This window comes from Bradyrhizobium sp. USDA3516, assembly GCF_057651995.1.
Genome location: NZ_JBYGYN010000001.1, coordinates 1061728 through 1087127 on the forward strand (window position 1 = coordinate 1061728; position 25400 = coordinate 1087127).

At 65.9% G+C, this 25400-nt stretch carries 24 protein-coding genes; 12 read left to right on the forward strand and 12 right to left on the reverse strand.

All coding sequences use genetic code 11. The features are described from left to right. Positions 1–4: 4 nt before the first annotated feature. The 4 genes from AC24YW_RS05105 to AC24YW_RS05120 form a co-directional block, all read right to left on the reverse strand. Positions 5–445: a hypothetical protein gene (locus AC24YW_RS05105; RefSeq protein ID WP_487481681.1), complete on the reverse strand. Its 441-nt coding sequence runs from the start codon at positions 443–445 to the stop codon at positions 5–7. A gap of 25 nt (positions 446–470) precedes the next feature. Then, positions 471–3812: a CHAT domain-containing protein gene (locus AC24YW_RS05110; protein ID WP_487481682.1), complete on the reverse strand. Its 3342-nt coding sequence runs from the start codon at positions 3810–3812 to the stop codon at positions 471–473. 280 nt (positions 3813–4092) lie between these two features. Further along, positions 4093–4854 (reverse strand): hypothetical protein, encoded by a 762-nt coding sequence (locus AC24YW_RS05115; RefSeq protein ID WP_487481683.1) that lies wholly within the window; start codon positions 4852–4854, stop codon positions 4093–4095. A 16-nt stretch (positions 4855–4870) separates the two neighbouring features. Further along, positions 4871–5059: a hypothetical protein gene (locus AC24YW_RS05120; RefSeq protein ID WP_036005903.1), complete on the reverse strand. Its 189-nt coding sequence runs from the start codon at positions 5057–5059 to the stop codon at positions 4871–4873. 253 nt (positions 5060–5312) lie between these two features. Between AC24YW_RS05120 and AC24YW_RS05125 the strand changes: the two genes are divergently transcribed. Then, on the forward strand, positions 5313–6287 hold the full coding sequence (locus AC24YW_RS05125) for a DUF2336 domain-containing protein (protein WP_487481684.1): 975 nt from the start codon (positions 5313–5315) through the stop codon (positions 6285–6287). Positions 6288–6435: 148 nt separating this feature from the next. On the opposite strand, the gene AC24YW_RS05130 is transcribed toward AC24YW_RS05125, so the two are convergent. Genes AC24YW_RS05130 through AC24YW_RS05140 form a run of 3 tightly spaced genes read right to left on the reverse strand, consistent with a single transcriptional unit; the run spans position 6436 to position 9404 of the window. Further along, positions 6436–6780, reverse strand: coding sequence for a DUF1491 family protein (locus AC24YW_RS05130; protein WP_487481685.1), 345 nt, complete (start codon positions 6778–6780; stop codon positions 6436–6438). A 58-nt stretch (positions 6781–6838) separates the two neighbouring features. Continuing rightward, positions 6839–7549: a peptidoglycan-binding protein gene (locus AC24YW_RS05135; protein ID WP_487481686.1), complete on the reverse strand. Its 711-nt coding sequence runs from the start codon at positions 7547–7549 to the stop codon at positions 6839–6841. Beyond that, positions 7542–9404 (reverse strand): sensor histidine kinase, encoded by a 1863-nt coding sequence (locus AC24YW_RS05140; RefSeq protein ID WP_487481687.1) that lies wholly within the window; start codon positions 9402–9404, stop codon positions 7542–7544. Before AC24YW_RS05140 ends, AC24YW_RS05135 begins: the two co-directional genes overlap by 8 nt. Positions 9405–9815: 411 nt before the next feature. Here AC24YW_RS05140 and AC24YW_RS05145 point away from each other — a divergent pair, with 411 nt between their 5' ends. Together AC24YW_RS05145 and AC24YW_RS05150 are read left to right on the forward strand one after the other, a co-directional pair. Continuing rightward, on the forward strand, positions 9816–10289 hold the full coding sequence (locus AC24YW_RS05145) for a DUF5330 domain-containing protein (RefSeq protein WP_487481688.1): 474 nt from the start codon (positions 9816–9818) through the stop codon (positions 10287–10289). A gap of 68 nt (positions 10290–10357) precedes the next feature. Next, positions 10358–10786: a SufE family protein gene (locus tag AC24YW_RS05150; RefSeq protein ID WP_487481689.1), complete on the forward strand. Its 429-nt coding sequence runs from the start codon at positions 10358–10360 to the stop codon at positions 10784–10786. Between the two features lie 5 nt (positions 10787–10791). On the opposite strand, the gene AC24YW_RS05155 is transcribed toward AC24YW_RS05150, so the two are convergent. Both AC24YW_RS05155 and AC24YW_RS05160 read right to left on the reverse strand, forming a co-directional pair. Continuing rightward, entirely contained in the window at positions 10792–11208 is a 417-nt protein-coding gene (locus AC24YW_RS05155; protein ID WP_487481690.1) for a Ros/MucR family transcriptional regulator, read from the reverse strand. A gap of 146 nt (positions 11209–11354) precedes the next feature. Continuing rightward, a complete protein-coding gene (locus AC24YW_RS05160) occupies positions 11355–12215 on the reverse strand; it encodes a DUF308 domain-containing protein (RefSeq protein ID WP_487481691.1) in 861 nt (286 codons plus the stop codon). Between the two features lie 329 nt (positions 12216–12544). Here AC24YW_RS05160 and AC24YW_RS05165 point away from each other — a divergent pair, with 329 nt between their 5' ends. Beyond that, positions 12545–14194, forward strand: coding sequence for an ArnT family glycosyltransferase (locus AC24YW_RS05165; protein ID WP_487481692.1), 1650 nt, complete (start codon positions 12545–12547; stop codon positions 14192–14194). A gap of 186 nt (positions 14195–14380) precedes the next feature. Further along, complete coding sequence (locus tag AC24YW_RS05170; protein ID WP_271545238.1) at positions 14381–15160, forward strand: class II aldolase/adducin family protein; 780 nt, start codon at positions 14381–14383, stop codon at positions 15158–15160. Positions 15161–15373: 213 nt separating this feature from the next. Here AC24YW_RS05170 and AC24YW_RS05175 read toward each other — a convergent pair whose 3' ends face one another. The 3 genes from AC24YW_RS05175 to AC24YW_RS05185 all read right to left on the reverse strand — a co-directional run bounded on the left by AC24YW_RS05175 (position 15374) and on the right by AC24YW_RS05185 (position 19885). After that, a complete protein-coding gene (locus AC24YW_RS05175) occupies positions 15374–16768 on the reverse strand; it encodes a M20/M25/M40 family metallo-hydrolase (RefSeq protein WP_487481693.1) in 1395 nt (464 codons plus the stop codon). A gap of 26 nt (positions 16769–16794) precedes the next feature. Then, positions 16795–18123, reverse strand: coding sequence for a glycosyltransferase family 87 protein (locus tag AC24YW_RS05180; RefSeq protein WP_487481694.1), 1329 nt, complete (start codon positions 18121–18123; stop codon positions 16795–16797). A 142-nt stretch (positions 18124–18265) separates the two neighbouring features. Further along, the gene (locus AC24YW_RS05185; protein WP_487481695.1) at positions 18266–19885 is read right to left on the reverse strand and encodes a helicase HerA-like domain-containing protein; all 1620 of its coding nucleotides are present in this window, start codon (positions 19883–19885) and stop codon (positions 18266–18268) included. Positions 19886–20235: 350 nt separating this feature from the next. Here AC24YW_RS05185 and AC24YW_RS05190 point away from each other — a divergent pair, with 350 nt between their 5' ends. The 7 genes from AC24YW_RS05190 (at position 20236) to AC24YW_RS05220 (ending at position 25377) form a co-directional block, all read left to right on the forward strand. Then, positions 20236–20601, forward strand: a complete 366-nt coding sequence (locus AC24YW_RS05190) for a DUF2267 domain-containing protein (protein ID WP_128262632.1) — start codon at positions 20236–20238, stop codon at positions 20599–20601. 24 nt (positions 20602–20625) lie between these two features. After that, a complete protein-coding gene (locus AC24YW_RS05195) occupies positions 20626–21033 on the forward strand; it encodes a DUF4332 domain-containing protein (protein WP_036005985.1) in 408 nt (135 codons plus the stop codon). 211 nt (positions 21034–21244) lie between these two features. Then, on the forward strand, positions 21245–22105 hold the full coding sequence (gene folP, locus AC24YW_RS05200) for a dihydropteroate synthase (RefSeq protein ID WP_487481696.1): 861 nt from the start codon (positions 21245–21247) through the stop codon (positions 22103–22105). Then, positions 22102–22470 (forward strand): dihydroneopterin aldolase, encoded by a 369-nt coding sequence (gene folB, locus AC24YW_RS05205; protein WP_487481697.1) that lies wholly within the window; start codon positions 22102–22104, stop codon positions 22468–22470. The genes folP and folB overlap by 4 nt, the downstream gene beginning before the upstream one ends. Position 22471: 1 nt before the next feature. Beyond that, positions 22472–22963 (forward strand): 2-amino-4-hydroxy-6-hydroxymethyldihydropteridine diphosphokinase, encoded by a 492-nt coding sequence (folK, locus tag AC24YW_RS05210; RefSeq protein ID WP_487481698.1) that lies wholly within the window; start codon positions 22472–22474, stop codon positions 22961–22963. An 81-nt stretch (positions 22964–23044) separates the two neighbouring features. After that, positions 23045–24916 (forward strand): methylmalonyl-CoA mutase family protein, encoded by a 1872-nt coding sequence (locus AC24YW_RS05215; protein WP_487481699.1) that lies wholly within the window; start codon positions 23045–23047, stop codon positions 24914–24916. After that, positions 24913–25377 carry a GFA family protein gene (locus AC24YW_RS05220; RefSeq protein ID WP_057027174.1) on the forward strand — a complete coding sequence of 155 codons (465 nt, stop codon included), beginning with the start codon at positions 24913–24915 and terminating at the stop codon, positions 25375–25377. Before AC24YW_RS05215 ends, AC24YW_RS05220 begins: the two co-directional genes overlap by 4 nt. Positions 25378–25400: the final 23 nt, after the last annotated feature.

Here is a 25400-nt window from a genome sequence, read left to right on the forward strand (position 1 = left end):
CAGCTCACTTCGCGACCTTCAGGGTGAAGACGGTCGTGCCCGGCCGGCCATCGCTGTCCTTGATGTCGACGCGCATGGTGTATTCGCCGGGAGGCAGCTCCGCTTCCTGCATGTTGATACCGTCAGCCTGCACGAAGGGCTTGACCCTTTGGGTCAGGTCGACATTCGGCGTGCGGAGGAAGATCATTTTGACGGAGTCCGGGTCGATCTTCGCTCCGCCATAGGACTGAAATTTCAACACCAGCCGCAGCGGCGAACTCGCCGCGCTGCCCGGCGAGACGAACTCGACCTTCGGGCCACGCAGGATGCCGCGCTGCTCGACGGCAACGGCACCCTTGGGAGGCGGCAGCTTGGCCTCCTCTTCCGTGATCAACTGCGCGGCATGCGATGGTGCCGATACCAGCAAAGCCGCAGCAACAAGCCCGGGCAACATATTCCGTTTCATTCCCCTGCACCCCTTTCCCATGCCGTCAGCGCAAGCCGCCATCGCCGATGATCGTGTACGGCGCCCAGAACAACGGATGCGCATAGGCAAACTCGGTCTTGCCCTCGCTGTTGAGATAGCCGGGACCATCAACAAGAGCCATCGTCGCCTGGCGCAGCGCTTCGCTGCGCGACAGCTTGGGATCGTCGGCCTGTCGCTTGAACAGGTCCGTCACCAATTGCCGCGCCGACTGGGAGTGCACCGACCAGTTCGTCACCAGCAGGGCGCGCGTGCCGGCGTAGAAGAACGCGCGGCCCAGCCCGGAGGCCGCCTCGGCCCCAGCGCCTGCGCCGGCGCCGGTATTGCAGGCCGAAAGGACGACCCAGTCCGCATCGAGCTTGAGACCGAGAATCTCTTCCATCGTCAGCAGTCCGTCGCCGCCCTCGCCCGTCACCACCGGCGACGACAGAGCGAGCGCCGGTTGCGTCAGTCCGTTGAGCTCGCCCGGGACCAGGCCGTGGGTCGCAAAGGCCAGGATCCTGAAGCCGGAGAGATTCATGGTCTTCACCGCGCTCTCGGTCGCGCTCTTGCCGAGAAACAGCACCTTCGAGGGATCCGCCTGCAAGGCCAGCGCGATCGACTTCAACTCATCGGCAGTATCGGGAAGCCGAGGCAGCAGACCGAGTTCGGCGCTGTCGACGCCATCGAGCTTGGGACTGTTGCGCCGCTTCAGCGGCCCGCCGCGCGTGAGGTTGCCGCCGGCGTCGGCGAGCTGAATCTTCTCACCCGTGCCTTCCGCCTCGGCGTGCTGATCGCTGTTGAAATAGGGATCGCCGAACGCGACGAGGTCGCCGCGGCCGGGCTTGCCGGGCGGCAACTGCCGCAGCGTGCGCAGCGCCGCCGCCGACGGCACCGTCGACACGGCATGGGTTCTCGCCAGCCAGGGCACGTTGCGATAACCGACGAAGAGTGGGTCCTCGTCCGTAGCCACCTCAACCGGCGCCGTCGGCAGCAAGGACAGCGGCAGAAGTCCGAGAGCGCCGTTGGTCACGACGATCAGGTTCCTGGCCGGCTTCCATCCGCTCTCGACCGGTTTCAGCAGCAGCTCGTAGAGCTCGTATCCGAGCTTCAGATCGAACGGCGGAATGTCCGAGATCATCGCTGCCTGCGGCTCGAGCGCCTCGCGCAGCTTGCGGATCTTGCTCTCGATATCGCCAATCCTGGCGTTGACCGCGGCGAACGCCACCGGGCCCGACTTCGGCACGGCCCAGACGAAACTGGCGCTCTGGCCGAAATAGAACGACAACATCGCCTCCCCGTCGGCGAGCGTCGCACGGATTTCGGCGACGCTGGGCGGCTTGGGAGCGACGAGATCGGCATAGACCGGGAACTTCTGCTTGATCTCCTGCCGCGCCTTGTCACGTTCGGCGCGCAAGGCGGCGATCGAGGCCTGGATCTGCTGCACGCCCTTCTCGTCCCGCTCGGTGGACGGCAGCGCCAGCACGTTGTTGAGCGTTCCGAGCTGCGCGTTGACCTGCTTGGTGAGGTCCTGCTCCTTGCGGACGAGATCGGCCAGCGCCGGGTCCTTGGCGGCCGCCCGCGCGCTCGATGCCGCCAGAGCCTGCTGAACCGAGCGGCCGCGGATGGCGTCCGCGAGACTGAAGGTCTCCTCGCCGACCCCGCCGCTTGCAGCTTCGGTGCGTGCGAGCAGCACGAAATAGCTTTCCACGATGCTCTGCAGGCGCTGGCTGCGCGCGGCGACCACCGTGGTGTTCTCGTCGTCGGCGTTTTCCCGCGCACTCGCCATCATGATCGGGATGGCGGCTTTGAACTCGCGGATCGCCTCGGCATCGCGCCGCGCCCGCATCAGACCGACCGCCAGCGTGCCGCGCGCCGAGGCCGCATCGAAATGATTCTCGCCGACGCGCCCGACCTGCTTCTTCACCAATTGTTCGGCCGCGGCGATGCCGGCCTCGAGCTGGCCGGACGAATAGAGCGAGAGAATGCGCGACGGATTGAGCTCGAACACCTGGCGGCGCTGCGGATCCCAATTGGCGATCGCCTTGTCGATCGCCGCGTACATCGCGTTGGCTTCGGCCGCCTTGCGCTGAAGCGACAGGATGCCGGCCAGTTGCGACAGCAATTGCACGGTGGATTGGGAATCGTCGGGAACACCGACGGTCTTGTTGATCTCGAGGGCCACGCGGCCGAGCTGCTCGGCTTCCTCGTAGCGTCCCTGTTCGACCAGGATACCGGCGAGGCCCGTGACGTAGCGCGGCGTCACCGGATTGTATTTGCCGGTGTCCGTCAGTCGCGCCAGCAGGGCGCGACGGGCGTCGACCTCGGCTTCGGCCAGCCGGCCCTGTCGCGCCTTCATGCGGGCCTGACTGAGCACCAGACCGTCGATCGACTGCAGGAAGACGGTTTCTGCCGGGGGATTGTCCGAGTTCATCACGCCCTTCATGCCGGCCCGCTTGCGCTGCTCGGCCACGCGATAGGCGGCCTCGGCCTCCGCGAATTGCCCGCGCGCTTCGAAGATCATCGCCCTGGTCGCTTCGAGCTCCCCTTCCCAGTTCTGTCCGAAGCGCGCATAGGAGGCGCGCCACCCCGGATGACCGCTGGTGCGCGCCTCCTGGATGACGGCCTGTGTGCGACGCAGATAGGCTTCTGCCTGGGCGACATCGCCCATCTGGATGAGATTGCCGACAATGGACCGGTTGGCGCTCAGCTGGAATCCCTTTGCGCCCGGCTGGGTGGCGGTCTCACGCAACAACTTCTGGATCACCTCCAGCGACCGTTTTGGATCGCCGGCTGCCGCGTATTGCAGCGAGAGCAATTGCTGGATGCGGCCCATCAGGGTGGCCTCGACCGCGCCGCGGCCGACCTCCATGGCCTTGCCGGCATCGGCAATGGATTCGGCGAGCCGACCGAGCTGCGCACGCGCATTGGCGCGGTCGAAATAGAACTGTGCCAGATCTGCGCGCGATTCCTTGCCGGTGGGCGTGGAATCGGCGTCCGCCTTCAACTTCAGGATCAGCTTCTCGTTCGGCTTCTCGCTATCCAGGATCGCCGTGATGTCGGCGATGGTGCGAGGGGGCGCGATGAAGCCCTTCGGCAGTGCGGTGCCTGGTTCCAGCTTCGGCGCCGCTTCCTTCGGCAGCTCGACGGCGACGTTGGCCCGGCCGTTGGCGGCGTTGAGCGCCGCCATCGTGCAGGCCCGGACCTGGGGCGAGGCCTTGGCGCGGCAAGCTTCGAGATTGGCGCCGCCGGAGCGCATGCAGGCCTGCACGATCGGCTTGCCGACGCTCATCCGGCAGTTCTCGAGCGCTGCTTCCTTGGTCAGCGCAGCCGCGGAGGCGGTCGATCCGAGCAGAAGGGCAAGTGCCATCAGCTGGCGGCTCGGGGCGACGTTGAAGCGGCTCGAGAAGGGAGGCGGGGCGACAAGGCGCATCGCTAAGGACCTTCGGTAAAATGACTTGAAGAAAAACGAAATAATCCTACCCATCCGGCTCGGAAGGACAAGCGCAATCAGGGTTCCCGTACCAAGTCTCAACCGGGAAGGAGGCCGCGCTGCCGCCATGGCCGTGCGGATGCGCAAACGCGCGGGTTGAGAATCTCATCGTGCCGGTCGGTCGCAGCGGGACTGCCGCGACCCAACAGTCCTTCCCTCAGCCCTTCGAGACGACCGCGCGGCCGTAAGGCGGCTGGCCTGCGACGGGCGGATTGGCGGTCTGGGCGGCGAGCTCGCCGATCAGGCGGTCGGCATCGGCGGCCATGCCGTCGGGGGCCTGGATCACCAGGCGCTCCAGCGCCCAGCGATAGGACGAGATGCGCTGCTCCAGGCATTGCTGCACCCACTGGATGATCAGCGAGTTCTCCTGCATGCGCGCGACCGCATCGTCCCTCTCCCTCGGCGACAGCGCGGAGACACGCGCCATGCTGGCATCGCGCTTCCTGTCGAGATCGATGACGCGGATCGCGGATGCGAAGAACGGCTCGAAGCGGGTGATGTCGTTGCGCACGTCCTCGATCAGCTGCGCATAGCGCGAGGAATGCGAGCGGTGCGGCTCGTCGATCAGCGTGCGCCCGTACATGGTGCGGTCGAACACGACCTTCTGCCGCCACGGCGAGGGCAGCGCCTTGTAGTCGCCGAACACGCTCTTCCATGCCGGGCGCGACAGCGGCGGCTCGATCATGGGATAGGCGAGATCGCGGAGCTGGCGCTCTTCGTCGGTGAGCTGGAATTGCGAGGGCTTCAGGCCGACGCTGGAGGTGACCTCCGCACCGAGCCAGCGATGCATGTCGTCGCTGCGCATGCTCTCGCGGGTGCGGCCGAAGTCGCCGCCGCTACACGCCGCGAGCAAGGCGCCCAGCAGCGTGAGCAGGACGGCCGACAGGACAGGCCGGATCTGGCGGATGACGTCCGGCATCGCATGAAGCCGGATGTCAGCGGCGGCGACGACGGCGCCCCGGCGCTGTGCCCTGCTCCGGCCCGCGATCGCCGCTGGTTTCGTCCGCCTCGCGCTCGATTCGAATCACGGGAAGGATCAGGACCGTTCCCATGTCCGCGCGCGGAGCGACATCCCCGGACGAGCCCACCCGGCGACCGGCCGGAAATTCGATGATGGTCCCCATGTCAGCTCTCTTCGATTGCCGCGCGACCGAACGCGCCCCAGCAACATGCATTCATTAAGATCAGCTCATGGTTAACGGGGTGTAAACGGGCCGCTTCAACCGTAGCCGCACGGGCCGCGCCGCGCCGTCCCGTTGCGGCACGGCAACGGCTCAAATTGCAGGGCCGCCTTCACGCCTCGTTTTCCTTAACGAGGCTTTAAACGAACCTGCGCTAGGCTCGCCACCAAGTCTTTCCCGAGTTGCGTACGCCTCCATGACCAAGTCGCTGTTTCCCGGATTCGACGGGCTGATGACCCTGTCCCGTCGCGAAGGTGTCGATGTCCGCCCGACGCTGCTGCGCGTGCTGACCGACCTTTATGTCCAGACGAGCACCCACAGCGACGACGAGCAGCGGCAATTCGTCGAGCTCGCCACGCGGCTGATCGACCAGGTCGACGATGCGACGCGCGCGGCCGTCAAGGCCCGCCTCGCGGTCTATCCGCAGACGCCCGTCCTGATCCTGCAGAAGCTCGGCCTGGTCGCCACCCAGGAAGGCCGCAGGGTTCCACTGGCCCGGGAGATACCAGCTGCGCCGCGCGCGCCCGCTCCGGCGCGCGTGCCGACCGAGGCCGAGCAGCGCATGGCCGCCAACTTGGCGATGCAGCCGAAAGAGGCGGCCGAGATCCACAACATGTTCTTCCGCGCCGACGCCTCGGAGCGCGCGCTGATCCTGCACAATCTGGCGCAGACCCCGCTGAAAGCCGCCCCCCGCATTCCGACCGTGCACGCCAAGCGCGCGATCCAGATCCTGGAGATGGCGGCGATCGCGGGTGATATCGAAAGCTTCACCTTCGAGCTCGGCGACAGCTTGATCCTGCCCTCGCGCGTCGCAGCTGAGATCGTCGACGATGCCGGCGGCGAGGCGCTTGCGGTCGCCGCGCGCGCGCTCGACATGCCGAGCCCGGTGTTCCAGCGCATCCTCTTGTTCTTCAAGCCGGAGATCGGAACGTCCGTGAACGCCGTGTACCGTCTGTCGCGGCTCTACGACCGCCTCGCGGAGCGATCGGCGCTGGTGATGCTGGCGGCCTGGCGCGGCTCGACGCTCGCGGTGACGCGCGCGAAGTACCAATCCGCGCTGCATGATGGCGAACGCCAGCGCGCCCGCGCAAGCGCGAGCCAGACGCGGCCGGGCGTGCAGCCGGGCTCCAGCCCAGCGGTGCGGACGGGGACCGATTCGTCGGATCGCTGATTTTGGTTACACCGCCTCAGCGAGCGAGTATTGGGCACGCAACGCGCCCCAAGCTCGTCATTGCGAGCGCAGCGAAGCAATCCAGAGTCCCTCCGCGGAAAGATTCTGGATTACTTCGCTGCGCTCGCAATGACGGTGGAGGCAACAGCTACGCCTTCGCCAATTCCAGAAAATGCCGGCCCGCGCGATCCTCGGTCTCGACGATCCAGGCATCCGGATCGAAGCGGACTTCCTTGATCAGACGCTCCTCGATCGTGTGCTCCGGCAGAGGCTGCGGCGCGACCGGCACGAAGAAGCGGTCGATCGGCCGGCCGTCGTCGTAAGAAGTCTGCGGCGCCGGCGCGTACAGCATCGCATTGCCGTCGAGCAGCGACACCTTGACGAACACCGCGCCCGCCTCCTCGGCACCGCGACGCCGCACGGCGCCGAACACGCCCTCGGTCTGGCAGCGGCGCAAGTAGGCCGCGACCCATATGTTGGATTTCAAACGCATGAATCGCACGATAGGCCAGTGCCGCCATCAGCACCAGCCTTGCGCGGGAGCGTGACAATCATTCGACGGGGTGGCCGATTGCAGCGGCGAGCTCACGCAGCAGCCGGTCGGAGACCTGACCGGTGACCTGCATCTTGTGCTCGCGCTCGAACTTCTGGATCGCCGCCTGGGTCTCGGCGCTCATGCTGCCCGTGATCTTCAGATTGCCGTAACCATATTCGGACAGCGCGCGCTGCACGCCGGCGATGCGGCGTGCGGCCGGGCTTTGCGCCGGGATCGGCGCCGGCGGACGCATGGCCGCGGGCGGCGTCGAGGTCGTCGCCTTGACCAGATTGGTCATCGGATCGTTCGACCGCGTCGAGGCGGTCGCCTCGACCGGCTTTTCCTTCTCGGCGGCACGCTCGGCAGGCTTGGGCTCAGCGGCAGGCTTGGGCTCGACGCGGAACTCGGTCGCGCGCGGCTCGAGCGGCGAGGTATCGGCGCCGACGGGGCGCGGACGCGGCATGGGGTTCGACAGCGGCACGGACGACGGCGCGGGAAGATTGATCACCGTGCCGAACATCGGCGCGGGGTGCCGGCCGGTCTGGAGGAACAGCGCATTGGCAACGATCGCGGCGATCGCGGCGACGGCGACGAGGCCGGCCAGTGTGTCCTTCGGGCTGTGCAGCAGCACGCGCATCACGAGATTGCGCTCGGTCTCGACATCGATGACCGCGGCCTTGCTACGGCGCCGCGTAGCGGCTTCGTCCTTGGCAGACTTCTTAGGCACTTTTCTTCACCAGAGCGGGTTGGTAAGACTGATCGTGAGTTTGGTCTTGAAGATCCTGACCTTGAAGTTCTTGGCGCAGCACGGGCGTCAGCGTCGCAATCTTGCGCTCGGCCGGCTTGGCTTGCGGCGGCGTGTAGACGAGCGGCAGCTTGACGGTGACCGCCGTGCCCTCGCCCAACCTGCTTTGTACCGTCAATTCGCCGAGATGCAACGCCACGAGACTCTTCACGATCGAAAGTCCAAGGCCGGTGCCCTCGTGACGGCGCTGATAGGTCGTGCCGGCCTGGAAAAACGGCGCGCCGATGCGCTTGAGATCGTCGGGCGCGATGCCGACGCCGGTGTCGCTGATGCGCAGCGTCAGCAGCGAGCCGGACACCGCGGCCGATACGCAGACCTGGCCGCCGCGCTCGGTGAACTTGATGGCGTTGGCGACGAGGTTGAGCACGATCTGCTTGAAGGCCCTGGGATCGCCGGTCATGACGGGCAGGTCCTGCGGCGCATCGGTGATCAGGTCGATGCCGTTCTCCCGCGCCTTCAGCGCCAGCAGATTGCAGCAATGCAATAGCGAGGCGCGCGGCGCGAACGGCTCGGACGCAATCTCGAAATTGCCCGATTCCATCTTCGACATGTCCAGGATGCCGTTGACGACCGAGAGCAGGTGCTGGCCGGAATCGTTGATCAGGTGGGCGTATTCCTTGCGCTGCGCAGCACCCAGCATCAGGGTCTGCTCCTGCGCGATCATCTCGGAGAAGCCGATGATGGCGTTGAGCGGCGTGCGCAGCTCGTGGCTCATGGTGGCGAGGAAGCGCGTCTTGGCGGCATCGGCCGCCTCGGCGGCGCTGCGCGCCTGGTCCAGCGCCTGCTCGAAAAGCTTGCGGTCGGTGACGTCGCGCATCACGGCAACGACTTCGGCTTCGCACGTGACGTCACGCGCCTTGTCCTGATCGAGCGGCCGGCAGCGCATCTCGACCCAGATGAAATCGACCTGACCGCTCTCGGCGGCGGGCTCGCGCCGCAGCCTGAACTCGACGCTGCGCACCTCGCCGCGCGCCGCATCGGACAGTGCCGTGAGATAGGCCGGCCGATCGGCGACATGGACGCGGTCGAATAGGCCGTGGCCGAGCAGTTGCACCACCTGCATGCCGAGCATGGCCTCCACCGCCGGCGAGATGAATTGCACCGCCCCGTTGCGCTGATGCCGCGAGATGACGTCGCTCATGTTGCGCGCCAGCAGGCGGTACCGCTCCTCCTCGCGCGACAACAGCGCGACGCCGGTGCGCGCGAGCGATTCCGCGCCGAACGCAAGGCCGGCGGCATAAAGAGTGGCAGATGCGACGCCGAAGGCCATCAGCACGCCGCGCTCGGCGGCGCTCGGCTCAACCACCGGCAGCCAGCCGAGCTGGCTGACCAGGATCAGCATTCCGGCGCAGGACAGCGCGAGCAGCGAGGCGAACGCCGCGACGCGGCGCGAGGCCGACAGCGCAGCTTCGAGCGGAACCACGACCAGCCAGACCGCGGCAAACGATTCGATGCCGCCCGTCGTGATGGCGACGGCCATGATCAGGCTGGCGAGCGCCAGCGAGGACAGCACATGGGCACCCTCGTAACGGCCGGTGCGCGAAAGGAACCAGGACAACATGATCGGCGCGATCAGCCAGGCAAAAGCCGCGACCTCGATCGCGCTCGGCGCGCCGCGCATGGCGAGATAGACCGGGAATGCGGCGAAGGCGACGAGGCTGCCGAGCAGCCGCGGTGCCATGAAGGCGCGATGGCGCGCGCGCATCAGCGCATCGTAACGCGCGGAGGGATGCAGCAGTGCATCGAGACAATCGCGGATGATACTCAAAACTGTCACGGGTCTCGCGCTTCGGCTCAATCGTCTCTTGGAAGACGCGCCGGAACGCCTCCTTGTCGTTGAGCCACCGTGTCAGAGCGACCTTAAACGAGTGCTAAGGCGGCACAGCGTGTGGCCGGACACCGCGTTATCGCGGAGCTTTTTAGACGATTTGGCGACGTCTTCGCCGCGAATGGTGAACGCAGGGTTTCACCTCGCTCGGCATGGTTTCGAATTGGTGGAGGCGGGCCGGCCGGCGGAAACACGGGCGGGCGTCAATCGAAAATTTACCGGAACGTCGCTGGCGAAGAATCTTGCGTCAATTTTCCGCGAATTAAGCTCAAGGCAATCACTTGCGATTTATCGAGGATTGCTAGGTCCGACATCCGCGGGAGATCGCCGCGGGCGGAGTCTAACGGACAGGTCGACAAGATGCGCTTTCTGCTTCGCATCACATTCTGGCTCGGGCTGGTGCTGGTGCTCCTGCCGCGGGACAAGACGCCCGAATCGGACAAGCTGCCGCAGATCGGCGCCGCCGATGCGGTGCAGGCCGCGACCGCGGCCGTGTCCGACGTGACCCAGTTCTGCAAGCGCCAGCCGGCGGCCTGCGAGGTCGGCGGCCAGGCCGCGACCATCATCGGCCAGCGCGCCCAGGACGGCGCGAAGAAGCTCTATCAGATCATCAACGACAAGAAAGAGCACATCACCAACGACAAGAACGAGGGCGGCAAGAACGACGGCGGCAAGACCGACGGCGGCAAGACCGACAACAAGAAAGCGCCCGACCATACCGGCTCGATCGCGCTGGCCGGCGAAGGCGATCTTGCTGCGAGCGAGGCGCCGCGCGATACCCTGTCCCAGGACGACCTCGCGCTCGAATGGCGCGGGCCAGGGCCGGCGAATTAGCGCCCGAACCCTATCGATTTCAGGGCTTCGCGTCTCTATATTGGCCTCAACTGGAACTGCGGGCCGATATGACAGCGATCGACGACATCAGGGACAATTTCGAGCTTCTGGACGAGTGGGACGACCGCTACCGGTACGTCATCGAGCTCGGCCGCACTCTGGAACCGATGCCGGAGGCGGAACACTCGGCCGAGAACAAGGTGCAGGGCTGCGTCAGCCAGGTCTGGCTGCAGAAGACGGTCGATCGCAGCAATGGCGAGCCGGTCCTGAAATATCGCGGCGACAGCGACGCCCATATCGTGCGCGGACTGGTCGCGATCGTGCTCGCGCTGTATTCGGGCCGCACGCCGCGGCAGATCCTCGATACCGACGCGATCGCCGTGTTCAACGAGTTCGGCTTTCGCGACCATCTGACGCCGCAGCGCTCCAACGGCCTGCGCTCGATGGTCGAGCGCATCAAGACCGACGCGAGAGAGGCGCTCGCGGAAGCGTCGTAGGAAGCCTACTTCCGCTTCCGCTGCTGCTGCCCGAGGCCCATCTGCTTGGCCAGCTGCGAGCGCGCCACCGCATAGTTCGGGGCGACCATGGGATAGTCGGGCGGCAAGCCCCACTTCTCGCGGTACTGCTCGGGCGTCATGTTGTACTGCGTGCGCAGATGGCGCTTCAGCGACTTGAAGCGCTTGCCGTCTTCGAGGCACACGAGATAATCGGGCGCGATCGACTTCTTGAGCGAGACGGCGGGCTTGGCCGGCTCCAGCGGTACGGCCTCGGTGCGGCCTGACGAGACCCGCACCAAGGCGCCATGCACCTGACTGATCAGGTTCGGGATCTCGGCCGCCGGCGTCGGATTATTGCTGAGATAGGCCGACACGATGCTCGCGGTCAGCTCGATGAAATTCTTCGCCCCCGCATCCGACATGCGCCCCCTCCCTTGTCCGCTTGTGGCTACAGGATTGACGACACCGAAGTATTCCCTGTCAAGAATACATTCGGCCAAAACACGACAACTGACGTCGAGGCGCTGATTACTGGCGAAAGCGTCGCTTTACTTGGGCGCAGGCTGCGTCAACCGCGCTGGTCGAGATGGGCGCGGAGCTCGTCGATCGAGGCAAAGCGCATCATGCCCTCCGGCATCTGCGCCTCGATGGAGCCATCGGAATAGAGCGAATAGGCCATGCCATCGACGACGCCGGACTTGAGCACCGTCACGGGTGCGGGCTCCACGGGCGGCGGCTCGGGTGACGGCGGTGGGGCGGTCTCTGCGAGGGTCGACGGCGAGCGCGGCGGCGGACGGCGCGGGGCGGCCGGCGGCTCCGGCGCGCGCGTACGGTCCGGCTTCGGCCAGGCCACGTCAAAGCTCGCAGGCGGCGGAAGGTTGGGGGCCTCACCCGCCTCCGCAGCTGGCGGCGCAGCTTCACCGGATTTCGCCTCGGCGCGATCGCGCTCCTTGCGCGAGGTCGAGGCGAACAGCAGGTTGCGCCGTCGCGGCGCTTCGGGAGAGGGAGGCGATGTCGGCGATTCCGCCTCCTGCTGCGGTGCCTCGGCGCGCGGACGCTCGCGCGCGGCAGCTTCGCTCTGCCATGGCGGCGGACCTCCGGGCGGTGGCGGCGGCGTGGGCTCGGCTCTCACCGCCGCAGCGGGCACCGGCTCGGGCGCGACCGCGCCGGGCACGGCGAGGCCCGGCAGCACGGGCCTGACCCGGACCTCGGATGGTGCGACCGCACCGGCCAGCCGCCGCGCGATGCCCTTGAGCTCGAGTAGCACGAGGTACAGGCCGACTAGTAACATTCCGGAGCAGACGCCAATGGCGCCCGAGATTATGAGAGTCCCACCGAGGCTGAATTCCCGGATCGTCATGCCGAAAATCATCGCGAGGAGACCCGCCAGCACGGCGCAAATCCCCACGATCAGCAATGCCAAATTCATCGAACTCACCCCCGGCCGCGCATCCACGCGCAAGAACCGCTACGCCACGATACCGTCATACGCTGTTCCACGCCAACGGCCAATTCCGAGCCGTGTTCCTAAAGGGAAGGAAATCAGGGACTTATTCACATTCCCTTCAGCCGGGCCTCGCTACTGCTGAAGCTGCTCGCAACTCAACTGAATTGGTGCCAACCGGAATTGCTGCGTCGCATCAGGAATTTAGCCATAATGCCCAATTACTTGGTAATGGAACTGCGCTATAGGGAGTCCGGGGTTGAGGCCCGCGCGCGCCGGCAGGGCCAAGAGGGGATTCCGGGGCACCGATAGCTATGACATCCATCACGACTTCGGCGATCGACACGCCTCAGCGGCGCTCGATCGAACGGACTTGCGACGATCTCGCCATGCTGGTGCTGGCAGCGGTCGCCGTCATTGCCGGCTTGACCTTCCGCGACTACGGGCTCGGCTGGGACGACTACACCCACGCCGAATATGCCGACCTGCTGCTGCGCATGTTTGGTTCCGGTTTCAAGGACACCGCTGCGCTGTCCTTCGCCAATCTCTACATGTATGGCGGCGGCTTCGACATGGTCGCGGCCCTGCTGCACAAGGTCATTCCGCTGGAGCTGTTCGAGACCCGCCGTCTGGTCGGCGCCATCGTCGGCGTGATCGGGCTTGCCGTGACGTGGCGGCTCGGCCGCCGCATCGGCGGCCCCCTTGCCGGTCTGGCCTCGCTCCTCCTACTTGCGCTCTGCCCGATCTTTTACGGCCACATGTTCATGAACCCGAAGGATGCCCCCTTCGCGGTCGCCATGGTCGTCCTGATGCTCGGCCTCGCCCGACTCGCCGAGGAATATCCGCAGCCATCGCCGCGCACGATCCTGATCGTCGGATTGGGGGCCGGCCTTGCGCTCGGCTGCCGTGTTCTCGGCGGACTGGCGCTCGTCTACGCCGTGGTCGGCTTCGTGCCGCTGTTCCTGGAGGAATTGCGCACCGAAGGTCTGCGCGAATCCGTTCGCCGCTTCGCCCACGTCGTCTATGTGCTGCTGCCCGGCCTCGTGCTCGGCTATCTCGTCATGGGCCTGATCTGGCCGTGGTCGATCATGGAGCCGGGCAATCCCTTCGCGGCGCTGACCTACTTCTCGCATTTCTTCGAGAAGCCGTGGAAGGAGATGTTCGACGGTGCGATCGTGTCGGTGCCCGACATGCCCTGGTCGTATCTGCCGACGCTGTTCGCTCTGCAGCTGCCCGAGGTGATGCTGGTCCTGATGGGCGGTGCGATCGTCAGCACTTTCGCCATGCTGCCGCGGCGCAATGTTCCGGCGCGCCGCAAGACCATCCTCCTGATGCTGACGCTGGCGGCGACCCTGCCGCTCGCGATCGCGATGGTGAAGCGCCCGGCGCTCTACAACGGCATCCGCCATTTCGTCTTCGTGATCCCGCCGATGGCGGTGCTCGGCGGCGTCGCCTTCGCCTGGACCATGGAGCGCCTGCGCGCCAATCATCGCACCTGGCAGCCGGTCGTGCTCGCCACCTTCTGCTTCGGCCTTGCGCTGTCGCTCGCCGAGATGATCCGGCTGCACCCCTATCAATACACGCACTTCAACCACATCGCCGGCACCGTGCGCGGGGCCGACGATCGCTTCATGCTGGACTATTGGGGTCTCGCCCTGAAGCAGGCCTCCGACGGATTGCGCGAGCAGCTCGTCGAGCGCCAGGAAGTGCCGCCCGGCAACCGCAAATGGAAGGTCGCGGTGTGCGGTCCGCAGCGCCCGGCCCAGGTCGCGCTCGGGCCCGACTTCACCATCGGCTGGGATTCCAACGCGGCCGATTTCGCCATGACGCTCGGCGAATTCTACTGCAAAGGCCTCACCGCCCCGGTCATGGTCGAGATCAAGCGCGACGACGTGGTGTTCGCGCGCGTCTACGATATCCGGGGCCGCAGCATTTCCAGCCTGCTGTCGATCCCGGCGCCGTAGTCATCTCCCCGTAGCCAGGATGGAATGAAGCGTAGTCCGGGGACCTGCCGTGTCGCGAGCAGCCCCGCATTCCGCTTCGCTCCATGCGGGCTACGCTGAACTGCCGCGCTTCCGACGCGCCTTGCTGCCAGCGGCGAGCGGTACTACGCTCCTTCTCCGCAACAACGAGGTTCGGAGAGATCAGCCATGTCGCCAGCAGAAGCCCGCCTGCGGGAAGTCCCCTCCAACATGACGGAGGCGGAGTGGCAGCAACGGGTCAATCTCGCCGCTTGCTATCGCCTGGTCGCGCTGTACGGCTGGGACGATCTGGTCGACACCCACATCTCCGCGCGCGTGCCCGGCCCCGACCATCACTTCCTCATCAATCCCTACGGGCTGATGTTCGAGGAAATCACGGCTTCCAGCCTCGTCAAGGTCGACCTGCACGGCAACCAGCTCTCCGAGAGCGAGTACAGCATCAACCCGGCGGGCTTCACCATCCATTCGGCGATCCACGAGGTGCGCGAGGACGCCATCTGCGTGCTGCATCTCCACACCCTCGACGGCACCGCGGTGTCGAGCAGCGCGGAAGGGCTGCTGCCGCTGAACCAGACCGCCCAGCTCGTCACCCACGACCTCGCCTATCACGACTATGAAGGCATCGCGCTCGACCACGAGGAGCGGCCGCGGCTGCAGAAGGATCTCGGCGACCACAACCACATGCTCCTGCGCAATCACGGCACGCTGACGGTCGGCCGCTCGGTCGCCTCGGCGTTCGAGCGCATGTACCATCTCGAGCGCGCCTGCTCGATGCAGGTGCGCACGCGCGCGCTCGGCACGCCGGTCTATCCGGTCGAGGAGATCGCGATCGAGAAGAACACCGAGCTGTTGTCGAACCGCGACCGCGCCGAGCTGCGCGCCACCAATCTCGTGTGGCCGCCCTTGCTGCGCAAGCTCGACCGCGTCAATCCCGGCTACAGGTCTTGAGATATTCGGTATCTGGTGTAGAATAGCTGCAACGAACCTCTACGCCTTTTGGAATGAAACGCCGCCCAATTCCGGGCGGCGTTTTTGTTTGGGTGCGGCGGCCTCTCCGCTCGTCATTGCGAGGAGCCCTTGCGACGAAGCAATCCAGACTGCTTCCGCGGAGGGATCCTGGATTGCTTCGCTACGCTCGCAATGACGTGGATAGAACGGTGCCTATTTCACCTCCGCCAGCGCGGCGAGGATGCGGGCCCAGGAGCGGATGCCCTTCTGGAAGCTCTGCAGGTCGTATTTCTCGTTCGGAGAATGGATGTTGTCGTCGTCGAGGCCAAACCCCACCAGCAGCGAGTCGAGGCCGAGCGTGCGCTTGAAGTCGGCGACTATCGGGATCGAGGCGCCGGAGCCCATCAGTACGGTCTCCTTGCCCCATTCCTCCGCCAGCGCCTTGCTGGCGGCCGCGAGCGGCTTCATGGTCCAGTCGAGCGCAACTGCGGGCGCGGCGGAATGGTCGCCGAACTCGACCTTGCAGTCGGCGGGAATGCGCGCCGTCACGTAATCACGGAAGGCCTTGCGGATCTTCTGCGGGTCCTGGCCCTGGACCAGGCGGAACGAGACCTTGGCCGAAGCATGCGAGGGGATCACGGTCTTGGAGCCCTCGCCGATATAGCCGCCCCAGATGCCGTTGACGTCGCAGGTCGGACGCGTCGAGGCCTGCTCGACCAGCAGCCTGCCCTTCTCGCCAGCCGGGACCGACAGCCCGACCGGCTTGAGGAAGGTGTCGGGCGTGAAATCGAGTTTCTTCCACTGATCGAGGATATCGGACGGCGTGTCCTTCACGCCGTCATAGAAGCCGGGGATGGTGATGCGGTTGTCGTCGTCGAACAGGCCGCCCAGGATCTTCGTGAGCAGGCGGATCGGGTTCATCGCGGTGCCGCCGAACACGCCGGAATGCAGATCACGATTGGCGGCGGTGATCTTGAGCTCTTCATAGAGCAGGCCGCGCAGCGAGGTCGTGATTGCCGGCGTGTTGCGGTCCCACATGCCGGTGTCGCACACCAGCACGTAATCGGCCTTGAACTCGTTCTTGTTGGCCTCGATGAAGGGCACGAAGTTCTTCGAGCCGACCTCCTCCTCGCCCTCGATCAGGAAGGTGACGTCGACCGGCAGCGAGCCCGTCACCTTCTTCCAGGCGCGGCAGGCCTCGACGAACGTCATCACCTGCCCTTTGTCGTCCTCGGCGCCACGCGCGACGATGATCTTGCGGCCGTCGGCATGATCGGTGACGACGGGCTCGAACGGCGGACGGTGCCAGAGATCGAGCGGGTCGACCGGCTGCACATCGTAATGGCCGTAGAACAGCACGTGCGGCCGCCCGCCCGCGCCGGTCTTGCCGACGACGGCGGGATGGCCCGCGGTCGGCCTCACCTCGGTGGCGACACCGAGGCTGGCGATGTCCCTGGCGAGATGCTCGGCGGCAGCCTTGCAATCATCGGCGAAGGCGGGATCGGCCGAGATCGACTTGATCCGCAGCAACGAGAACAGGCGCTGCAGGCTGTTGTCGAAATCCTTGTCGATGTGGTCGAGCACGGATTGGAGCTGCGCGTTGGCCATGATTGCGAATCCTGGTTGTTGAGTCTCTAGGAGGTCCCGGCTTTTAGCGCCGGTGCGGCCTCGGGGCCAGCCGCAAGCGGCGGATGGCGGATGTGCCAGGCGAGGCACCCTGCGAGGACGGCGGTCGCAGCGAGGTTGTTGCCCCAAGCCTGGAAGGCGAGCGGAAACCACGGCAGCGACAGCAGCATGAGGATGCCCGCCGCACCCAGGGCGAGCCAGGTTCCCAGGCGCACATGCGCTCGCTCGTCGAAGGCGGCCCGATGCATCAACACCGTCACCGGGAAGTACAGCCACAAGAAATAGTATTGCCGGGCCAGAGGCGAGGCCACCGTCATGAGGCAGAACAAGATGCCGAGCTCCTCGGCATCCGAGCGCGCCGTCCGCCGCGCCTGCCGCGGCATGATCGCAACGAAGCCGAGCCCGAGCAGCGCCGACAGCGCGAGCACGATCCAGTTCGCCGTCCTGTAGTCGACCTCGATCAGATTCATGGTGCGCGGCTGCTTGTTGGGATCGTCCTGGTTGTAGTTGACCGGCCGGACCAGGCGATGCGTGACGGCGATGAGGGACTGGTTGACCCACGACCAGTTCTGCTCGCTGCGCTGGCCAAAGCCCTTTTCCGAGCTGGTCCCGACCATGCCCTGGTACCAGGTCGCGAGCTCAGCCGCGTTGCGCTCGAAGCCGCGGATCGGTGCCGGCACGACGTAGAGAAGAATGCCGGTGAAGGCGATCGCGCTGACCAGGGCCGCCCATTTGCGCCGCCAAGCCAGATAGGGCAGCACGGCGATCGGGAACACCTTGATGGCGGCGGCGAGCGCGAACATGAAGCCGGCGAGCCACGATCGCTGATGCCGCAAGCACCAGAAGCCGTAGAGCATCATCGCCAGCAGGAGAAGGTTGGGCTGGCCGAGGTCGAACATGTCGAACACGAAGGCCACGGTGACGACGACCGGCAGCGCCTCGAGCCACGGATCCGGCGCGCGGTTCGAGCCGGTCATGACCTGGGAGAACGCCGCGGTGTACCACCACGCCACGGCGTTCAAGATCGACAGCACGACATAGAGCGGGATCTTGCCGAACCAGCTCGGGATCGCCAGCAGGATCGCCGGCAGCGGCGGATAGATGAAATCGAAATGCTCGACGGGCGAGGCAGGATAGAGCGGCCCGCCCTGCAAGACCTGCTGGCCGGCCCAGTACCAGAGCGAATAGTCCTTGGTCTTGCCGCGCCCGAAGATCTCGGGGACGAGCACGTCGGCGGTCAGGAGGACGCAGCAGAACAGAAAAAGCAGATCCCGCGACGCGCGCAGCGACAGGCGTCTGGGCGCGTCAGGCTTGGCTAACGGGGCGGTCGGGGTCACGGTGTGGTCCTGAGCGGAGACGACACAGACCTAGCAGACCGGCAGGGGCTTGGAGAGTCCCCTCACCTAGATGTGTGACGCTCGGCGTCCCTTGCAGATCGCGGACGAGGTCGGAGCATTGCCTTCCCGTGCGGCGTACTGCCTAACGCCGCAGCAATCCGCCGAGCGCGCCGCGGACCAGCGTACGGCCGATCGAGCCGCCGAGCTGGCCGCCGAGCGACTTGCCGATATTGGCGGCCATCCCGCCGATCACCTGGTTGGTGACCGATCGCGTCACGTCGCGGGCAATGACCTGGCCGGTCGACAGACGACCTCGCTTGACGTTGGTGCCGAAGATGGTGCCGACGATCGAGCCGATCTGGCCGAGAACGCCGCCGCCTTCGCTCGCAGGACCCTCGGCCGTCGCCGCCGTGCCGGCGACGCGCTTCTGGATCATCTCGTAGGCGGACTCGGCATCGACCGCCGTGTCGTATTTGCCCTTCACGGGGCTCGCCGCCATGATCGCCTTGCGCTCCTCCGGCGTGATCACTCCGATGCGGGCCGAGGGTGGCCGGATCATCACCCGCTCCACCATCGAAGGCGTGCCGTTGCCCTCGAGGAAGGACACCATCGCCTCGCCCTTGCCGAGCTCCGTAATCACCTTCGCGGTGTCGAGCTTCGGGTTGGGCCGGAAGGTCTGTGCTGCAGCGGCGACCGCCTTCTGATCGCGCGGGGTGAAGGCGCGCAGTGCGTGCTGCACCCGGTTGCCCAATTGTCCGAGCACGCGGTCGGGCACGTCGACCGGGTTTTGCGTCACGAAGTAGACGCCGACGCCCTTGGAGCGGATCAGGCGGACCACCTGCTCGATCTTGTCCAGCAGCGCCTTGGGCGCGTCGTTGAACAACAGATGCGCCTCGTCGAAGAAGAACACGAGCTTCGGCTTGGGCAGGTCGCCGGCTTCGGGCAACTCCTCGAACAGCTCCGACAACATCCAGAGCAGGAACGTCGCGTACAGCCTGGGGCTCTCGAGCAGCTTGTCGGCGACCAGGATGTTGACCATGCCGCGGCCGTCACGGTCGGTCGTCATGAAGTCCTTCAGCGCCAGCGCCGGCTCGCCGAAGAATTTGGTGCCGCCCTGGTTCTCCAGCACCAGCAGCTGACGCTGGATGGTGCCGACCGTCGCCTTGGTGACGTTGCCGAACCCCTGAGCGGCCTTGCGGATGGCGGCGAGCGGATTCTCCTCCGCGTCCGCAGACTTCTTTCCGCCCTCGGGAACGATGGCGTCGAGCAACGCCCGCAGATCCTTCATGTCGATCAAGGTCAGACCGTTGTCGTCGGCGACGCGGAAGGCGACGTTGAGCACGCCTTCCTGCACGTCGTTCAGATCGAGCATGCGCGCGAGCAGCAGCGGCCCCATTTCCGTGACGGTCGCGCGCACGGGGTGGCCCTGCTCGCCGAACACGTCCCAGAACACCGTCGAGAACTGATCGGGCTGGAATGTCAGCCCCATTCCGGTGGCGCGCTTGACGATGAAATCCTTGGGCTCGCCGATCTGGCTGATGCCGGAGAGGTCGCCCTTGATGTCGGCCGCGAAGACCGGAACACCGGCGCGCGCAAATCCTTCCGCCAGCACTTGCAGCGACACGGTCTTGCCGGTTCCGGTTGCACCCGTGACGAGGCCGTGGCGATTGGCCAGCGCGAGCGTCAGCCAAGCCTGCTCGTCTCCCTTGCCGACGAAGATCTTGTCGTCGGTATCGCCGAGCTTGCTGTCCTGTGCGGTCATTATTCTCTCTGATCTCTCTGCCGAGTTTCGCATCTCGAAACCCGAATGCACCAGTTCCGTAGTTTAACGCATCTCGTGCGCCGATTAAATCGGTTCAGTGGCTCCCGCGCATGCGACATTGTCGGATACCGACGGACGTGATCAGCCCAAAGTAGCAACGAGGCGTTCGCATAGCGGCAATTTTTCCTCGATTCGTTCTAGGCTCTTGCACGGCGGCAACACTTTTCGCGCGTTCGAAGATGAATCGCGACGGAGCGTGCGTTCATCGCTTGTATTTCACATCACACCGGCTCAAGATCATTTTCGAAAGCAAAATTCCGGCATGCAAACCGGCTGAGGGGCGGGGTCTTATGGACGAGCTGATCGGACGGCTGGCGACAAACGCCAGCATAGATGGTGCTGTCGCTGAAAAGACCGTCGGCATTATCCTGGCCTTCCTTCGCAACGAGGGCCCTTCCGACAGCGTGCAGGCCCTGATCGACCAGATTCCGGGAGCGGAAGCTGCAATCGAAGCGTCCAGGAGCGGTGGCGGCCTGTCGCGGCTGATGGGTGGCGGCTTGATGGCCGTCGGCACCCGCCTGATGGGCCTGGGGCTCGGCATGTCCGAGATTCAGAACGTCGCACGTGAACTTTTCCGCTACGGGCGAGACAAAATCGGAGCGGATCAGATGGGCAAGATCATCGCGGGGACGCCGGGCCTCAGCCAGTTCGCCTGAGCGACGCTTTTCATATCGAGTATCATGACATATCCGATCTCCGAGATTGAGGGCCTGCCGGCCTTTGCCGCCAACAAGTTGAAGGCGCAAGGAATCCGCACCACCGACGCGCTGCTCGAGGCGGCCTCCACCGTGAAGGGCCGCAAGGCGCTTTCGGCCAAGACCGGTATCAGCGAGCAGCAATTGCTGGAATGGGCCAACGTCTCCGACTACATGCGCATCCCCGGCATGGGCAGGGCGAAGGTCGGGCTCGTCCGCGCCGCCGGCGTCACCACCGTGCGCGAGCTCGCCTATCGAAATCCGGCGAGGTTGGCGCAGAGCATGCGCGAGGCCAACGAGAAGAAGAAGCTGGTCCGCGTCCTGCCTTCCGAGAAGTCGGTCGGCGACATCATCGCCAAGGCCAAGAAGCTGCCGCCGAAGATCACGTATTAGCCGGGACGTCTCAGCGCACGACCTGCAGCCTTAGCTGTCGGTGTCATACCCCGCGAAGGCGGGTATCCAGTACGCCGTAGCTCCTCCGTATCACCGCACTGCCTCGGAATACTGGATTGCCCGCCCCTGTGCGCAATTGCGCACTAGGCGGGCAATGACAGGGAGGGTGTTGGTCTTGACACCCCCTTCGCGACCGCGCAAAGCGGGCCGCATGAACGCCTCGCCCTTCCCTTCCGTCCCGCCGGCCGGCTCGGCCGGGATCGACGTGCTGCGGACGCTCGTCGGCCGGCCTCTTCCCGCGGTGATGGGCGTGCTCAACATCACCCCGGATTCCTTCTCCGACGGCGGCGCGTTCATCGCGCCGGCGCGGGCGCTGGAGCGGGCGCGGGCGATGATCGCCGCCGGCGTCGACATCATCGATATCGGCGCCGAATCCACCCGGCCCTACAAGGGCGCCCGGCCGGTCACGGCGGCGGAAGAGCTCGCGCGGCTGAAGCCGGTGCTGTCGGACGTCGTGGCGCTCGGTGTGCCTGTCTCGATCGACAGCATGAAGGCGGAGGTGGTGGCTTTCGCGCTCGACCAGGGCGCCGCGATCGCCAACGACGTCTGGGGCCTGCAACGCGACGCCGGCATGGCATCGCTGATCGCCGCCAGGGGTGCTCCGGTCATCGTCATGCACAACCGCGACAGCGTCGATCCCGCCATCGACATCGTCGCGGACATCAAGACATTCTTCCTGCGCTCGCTCGATATTGCCGCGAAGGCAGGCATCGCGCGCGAAAAAATCGTGCTCGATCCCGGGATCGGCTTCGGCAAGACCGCCGAGCAGAGCATGACCGCGCTGGCGCGCTTGCGTGAGCTCGACATGTTCGGCCTGCCGATCCTGGTCGGCGCATCGCGAAAACGCTTCATCGCCTCCGTGTCGCCGTCGGAACCATCGGGGCGGCTCGCCGGCTCGATCGCGGCACATCTGATCGCCGCGCAGCGCGGCGCCAAGATCATCCGAACCCACGACGTCGCCGAAACCCTGCAGGCCCTGCGGGTGGCGCAGGCCATCGAGAGCAAGCCATGACCGATACGATCTTCGTCACCGGCCTGTCGATCCATGCCCGCCACGGCGTGATGGATCACGAAACCGAGGTCGGCCAGCGTTTCGTCATCGATCTCGAGCTCTATACCGACCTGTCGGAGCCTGCGCGCAGCGACCGGCTCGCGGACACGGTGTCCTACGCCGATGTCGTGGCGACGACGACGGCGGCGTTCAAGAACACCAATTACAAGCTCCTGGAGCGCGCGGCCGGCGCGGTGGCCGATGCCATCCTGTCGCACTTCCCGCGCATCCGCGCCGTGAAGATCACCGTGCACAAGCCGCACGCGCCGATCGCCGCGATCTTCGACGATGTCGGCATCGTGCTGACGCGCTCGCGGCATCCCTAGCATGGCGAGCGTGCTGATCGCACTCGGCGGCAATGTCGGCGATGTCCGCACGACGTTCAAAAGGGCGATCGCGCATATCTGCGGCATGGCACAGGCGGCGCTGATCGCGCGCTCGTCCGACTATGCCACCCCGCCCTGGGGCGACGAGGACCAGGATCCCTTCATCAATGCCTGCATCGAGATCGAGACCAGCCTCGATCCGCATGCGCTATTGTTCGTGCTGCAGAAAGTCGAGCAGAAATTCGGCCGCACGCGAACCAAGGAGCGGCGCTGGGGCCCGCGCACGCTCGATCTTGACATGATCGCCTATGACAACGTCTCCTTGCAGAAGCCCGACCTGACGCTGCCGCATCCGCGCCTGTTCGAGCGCGCGTTCGTGCTGGTGCCGCTGGCCGAAATCGCACCCGACCGCGTGATCTCGGGCGTTCGTGTGCGTGACGGGCTCGCCGGCGTTTCCAGCGGCGGCATTGAGCGGCTCCCGGATACCGGTTAACCAAAAACAACCGTTTGCAGGAACGGTCCGCCGTGGCAATTTCGCCTGCGAATAACAAGACGTTCGGGAGCCCCGCGCCGCATGACCTCCGTGACTGACGACCTGCCGCTGGCGGCGGATTTTCCCAAGGCCAGCCTCGAGGACTGGCGCAAGCTGGTCGACGGCGTGCTGAAGGGCTCCCCGTTCGAGAAGCTGGTCGGCAAGACCTATGACGGCATCAAGATCGAACCGCTCTATCCGCGCGCGGAGGGCGTTGCGCCGGTGGTGGGCCGGCCGCCGGCTGCGCCATGGCAGGTCGTGCAGCGGATCGACCATCCCGATGCGGCGCTCGCGAATGCGCAGGCGCTGCAGGATCTGGAGAATGGCGCGACCGGGCTCGCGCTGGTGTTTGCCGGCGCCAATGGCGCGCGCGGTTTCGGCCTGGAACCATCGGCCGAGGCGGTGGCCAAGATCCTGAAAGACATTCACCTCGACGCCGGCATCGGCATCGAGCTCGAGGTCGGACCGCAATCGCGGATGGCCGCGATCCATGTCGCGGAATATGTGAAGAGCAAAGGGCTCGACCCCGCCGCCTGCAACATTCGCTTCGGACTCGATCCGCTCGCGGCAGGCGCGGTGTGGGGCCATAGCCCCTACACTTGGGACGAAATCGCCCCCGCGATCACGGGCGCCATCAAGGGCCTCGCCGGGCTCGGCTTCCAGGGGCCGTTCGCCTGCGCCGACGGCCGCGTGATCCATGATGCCGGCGGCTCGGAGGTGCAGGAGCTCGCTTTCGTGCTCGCCTGCGGCCTCGCTTATTTGCGCGCGATCGAAGGCGCGGGCATTCCCCTTGAGCAGGCGCAGGGCATGGTCTATGCGCGGCTCGCGGCTGATGCCGACCAATTCCTGACCATGGCCAAGTTCCGCGCCCTGCGGCTGCTATGGGCGCGCATCGAGACCGCTTGCGGGCTGACGCCGAAACCGCTGTTCATCGCCGCCGACACGGCCTGGCGTATGCTGACGCAGCGCGATCCCTACGTGAACATGCTCCGCGCCACCATGGCGGCGTTCGCTGCGGGACTTGCCGGCGCCAACGCCATTACAGTGCTGCCGCATACGCTGGCGCTCGGCCTACCCGATCCGTTCGCGCGGCGCGTGGCGCGCAACACGCAGCTTCTGCTGCTGGAAGAAAGCAACCTCGCCAAGGTCAGCGATCCCGCGGCGGGGGCTGGCGGCATCGAGACGCTGACGGCGCAGCTGTGCGAAGCGGCCTGGGCGCTGTTCCAGGAGAGCGAGAAAGCCGGTGGCGCGTTCGCCGCGCTTCAGCAGGGTGTGTTCCAGAGCAAGGTCGCGGCCACGCGCAAGGCGCGCGAGGCCAATATCGCAAAGCGCCGCGACGTGCTGACCGGCGCCAGCGAGTTTCCGAACCTCCACGAGAGCGAAGCCACTGTGCTGAAGGCAACGCCGATCGCGCTTCCGCCCTACGGCGAACAGAAATACAAGTTCGCGGCGCTGCCGCCGATCCGCCTGGCGGAACCGTTCGAGTCGCTGCGCGACAAGTCCGACGCGATGTTGAAGGCGCGGGGCGCACGGCCAAAGCTGTTCCTGGCCAATCTCGGCACCCCCGCCGATTTCACCGCGCGCGCGACGTTCGCGAAGAGCTTCTTCGAAGCAGGCGGCATTGAGGCCACGGGCAGCGAGGGCTCTGCCGATCCGGCCAAGCTGGCTGAGGCCTTCAAGGCCTCCGGCGCCGAGCTGGCCTGTCTGTGTTCCAGCGACAAGGTCTATGCGGAACACGCGCAAGCCGCGGCAAAGGCCCTGCAATCAGCCGGTGGGCGACATATCTATCTGGCGGGCCGCCCGGCTGAGGCCGAGGCGGCGCTGCGGGCCGCCGGCGTCACAGGCTTTGTCTTCGCCGGAGGCGATGCGCTTGCGACACTGCAGGACGCCTACCGACGGATGGAGCAGCCATGACGGACACCAGCAAGCCCGTTCTGACCGGCGGCTGCCAATGCGGCGCCGTGCGATTTGCGGTCATGACGGCGCCGACCAGGATTTCGATCTGCCACTGCCGGATGTGCCAGAAGGCGAGCGGCGCGCCGTTCGCCTCTTTGGCCGACATCAACAAGACTGATTTCGCCTGGACCAAGGGCAAGCCGTCGTTCTTCCGCTCCTCCTCGATCGCCGATCGCGGCTATTGCGCCGCCTGCGGCACGCCGCTGAGCTTCGGCCGCATCGACGGCGACCGGATCGAGATCATGACCGGCACCTTCGATCGCCCCGACCGGGTGGTGCCGACGCGGCAGTTCGGCATCGAATCCCGCCTCGGCTGGGTCGTCGGCATCGCCAATTTGCCGAGCCAGACCACGCAGCAGAATTACGGACCGGAGAAGATGGCGACGATCGTCAGCCATCAGCATCCGGATCATGATTGAGCGTCTACGATATGGTTGAAGCC

Excerpts from the sequence above, each read along its gene's own strand:
- AC24YW_RS05105 (WP_487481681.1), bottom strand. The coding sequence starts at position 445 with ATGAAACGGAATATGTTGCCCGGGCTTGTTGCTGCGGCTTTGCTGGTA.
- AC24YW_RS05110 (WP_487481682.1), bottom strand. The coding sequence starts at position 3,812 with ATGGCACTTGCCCTTCTGCTCGGATCGACCGCCTCCGCGGCTGCGCTG.
- AC24YW_RS05115 (WP_487481683.1), bottom strand. The coding sequence starts at position 4,854 with ATGCCGGACGTCATCCGCCAGATCCGGCCTGTCCTGTCGGCCGTCCTG.
- AC24YW_RS05120 (WP_036005903.1), bottom strand. The coding sequence starts at position 5,059 with ATGGGGACCATCATCGAATTTCCGGCCGGTCGCCGGGTGGGCTCGTCC.
- AC24YW_RS05125 (WP_487481684.1), top strand. The coding sequence starts at position 5,313 with ATGACCAAGTCGCTGTTTCCCGGATTCGACGGGCTGATGACCCTGTCC.
- AC24YW_RS05130 (WP_487481685.1), bottom strand. The coding sequence starts at position 6,780 with ATGCGTTTGAAATCCAACATATGGGTCGCGGCCTACTTGCGCCGCTGC.
- AC24YW_RS05145 (WP_487481688.1), top strand. The coding sequence starts at position 9,816 with ATGCGCTTTCTGCTTCGCATCACATTCTGGCTCGGGCTGGTGCTGGTG.
- AC24YW_RS05150 (WP_487481689.1), top strand. The coding sequence starts at position 10,358 with ATGACAGCGATCGACGACATCAGGGACAATTTCGAGCTTCTGGACGAG.
- AC24YW_RS05155 (WP_487481690.1), bottom strand. The coding sequence starts at position 11,208 with ATGTCGGATGCGGGGGCGAAGAATTTCATCGAGCTGACCGCGAGCATC.
- AC24YW_RS05160 (WP_487481691.1), bottom strand. The coding sequence starts at position 12,215 with ATGAATTTGGCATTGCTGATCGTGGGGATTTGCGCCGTGCTGGCGGGT.
- AC24YW_RS05165 (WP_487481692.1), top strand. The coding sequence starts at position 12,545 with ATGACATCCATCACGACTTCGGCGATCGACACGCCTCAGCGGCGCTCG.
- AC24YW_RS05170 (WP_271545238.1), top strand. The coding sequence starts at position 14,381 with ATGTCGCCAGCAGAAGCCCGCCTGCGGGAAGTCCCCTCCAACATGACG.
- AC24YW_RS05175 (WP_487481693.1), bottom strand. The coding sequence starts at position 16,768 with ATGGCCAACGCGCAGCTCCAATCCGTGCTCGACCACATCGACAAGGAT.
- AC24YW_RS05185 (WP_487481695.1), bottom strand. The coding sequence starts at position 19,885 with ATGACCGCACAGGACAGCAAGCTCGGCGATACCGACGACAAGATCTTC.
- AC24YW_RS05190 (WP_128262632.1), top strand. The coding sequence starts at position 20,236 with ATGGACGAGCTGATCGGACGGCTGGCGACAAACGCCAGCATAGATGGT.
- AC24YW_RS05195 (WP_036005985.1), top strand. The coding sequence starts at position 20,626 with ATGACATATCCGATCTCCGAGATTGAGGGCCTGCCGGCCTTTGCCGCC.
- folP (WP_487481696.1), top strand. The coding sequence starts at position 21,245 with ATGAACGCCTCGCCCTTCCCTTCCGTCCCGCCGGCCGGCTCGGCCGGG.
- folB (WP_487481697.1), top strand. The coding sequence starts at position 22,102 with ATGACCGATACGATCTTCGTCACCGGCCTGTCGATCCATGCCCGCCAC.
- folK (WP_487481698.1), top strand. The coding sequence starts at position 22,472 with ATGGCGAGCGTGCTGATCGCACTCGGCGGCAATGTCGGCGATGTCCGC.
- AC24YW_RS05215 (WP_487481699.1), top strand. The coding sequence starts at position 23,045 with ATGACCTCCGTGACTGACGACCTGCCGCTGGCGGCGGATTTTCCCAAG.
- AC24YW_RS05220 (WP_057027174.1), top strand. The coding sequence starts at position 24,913 with ATGACGGACACCAGCAAGCCCGTTCTGACCGGCGGCTGCCAATGCGGC.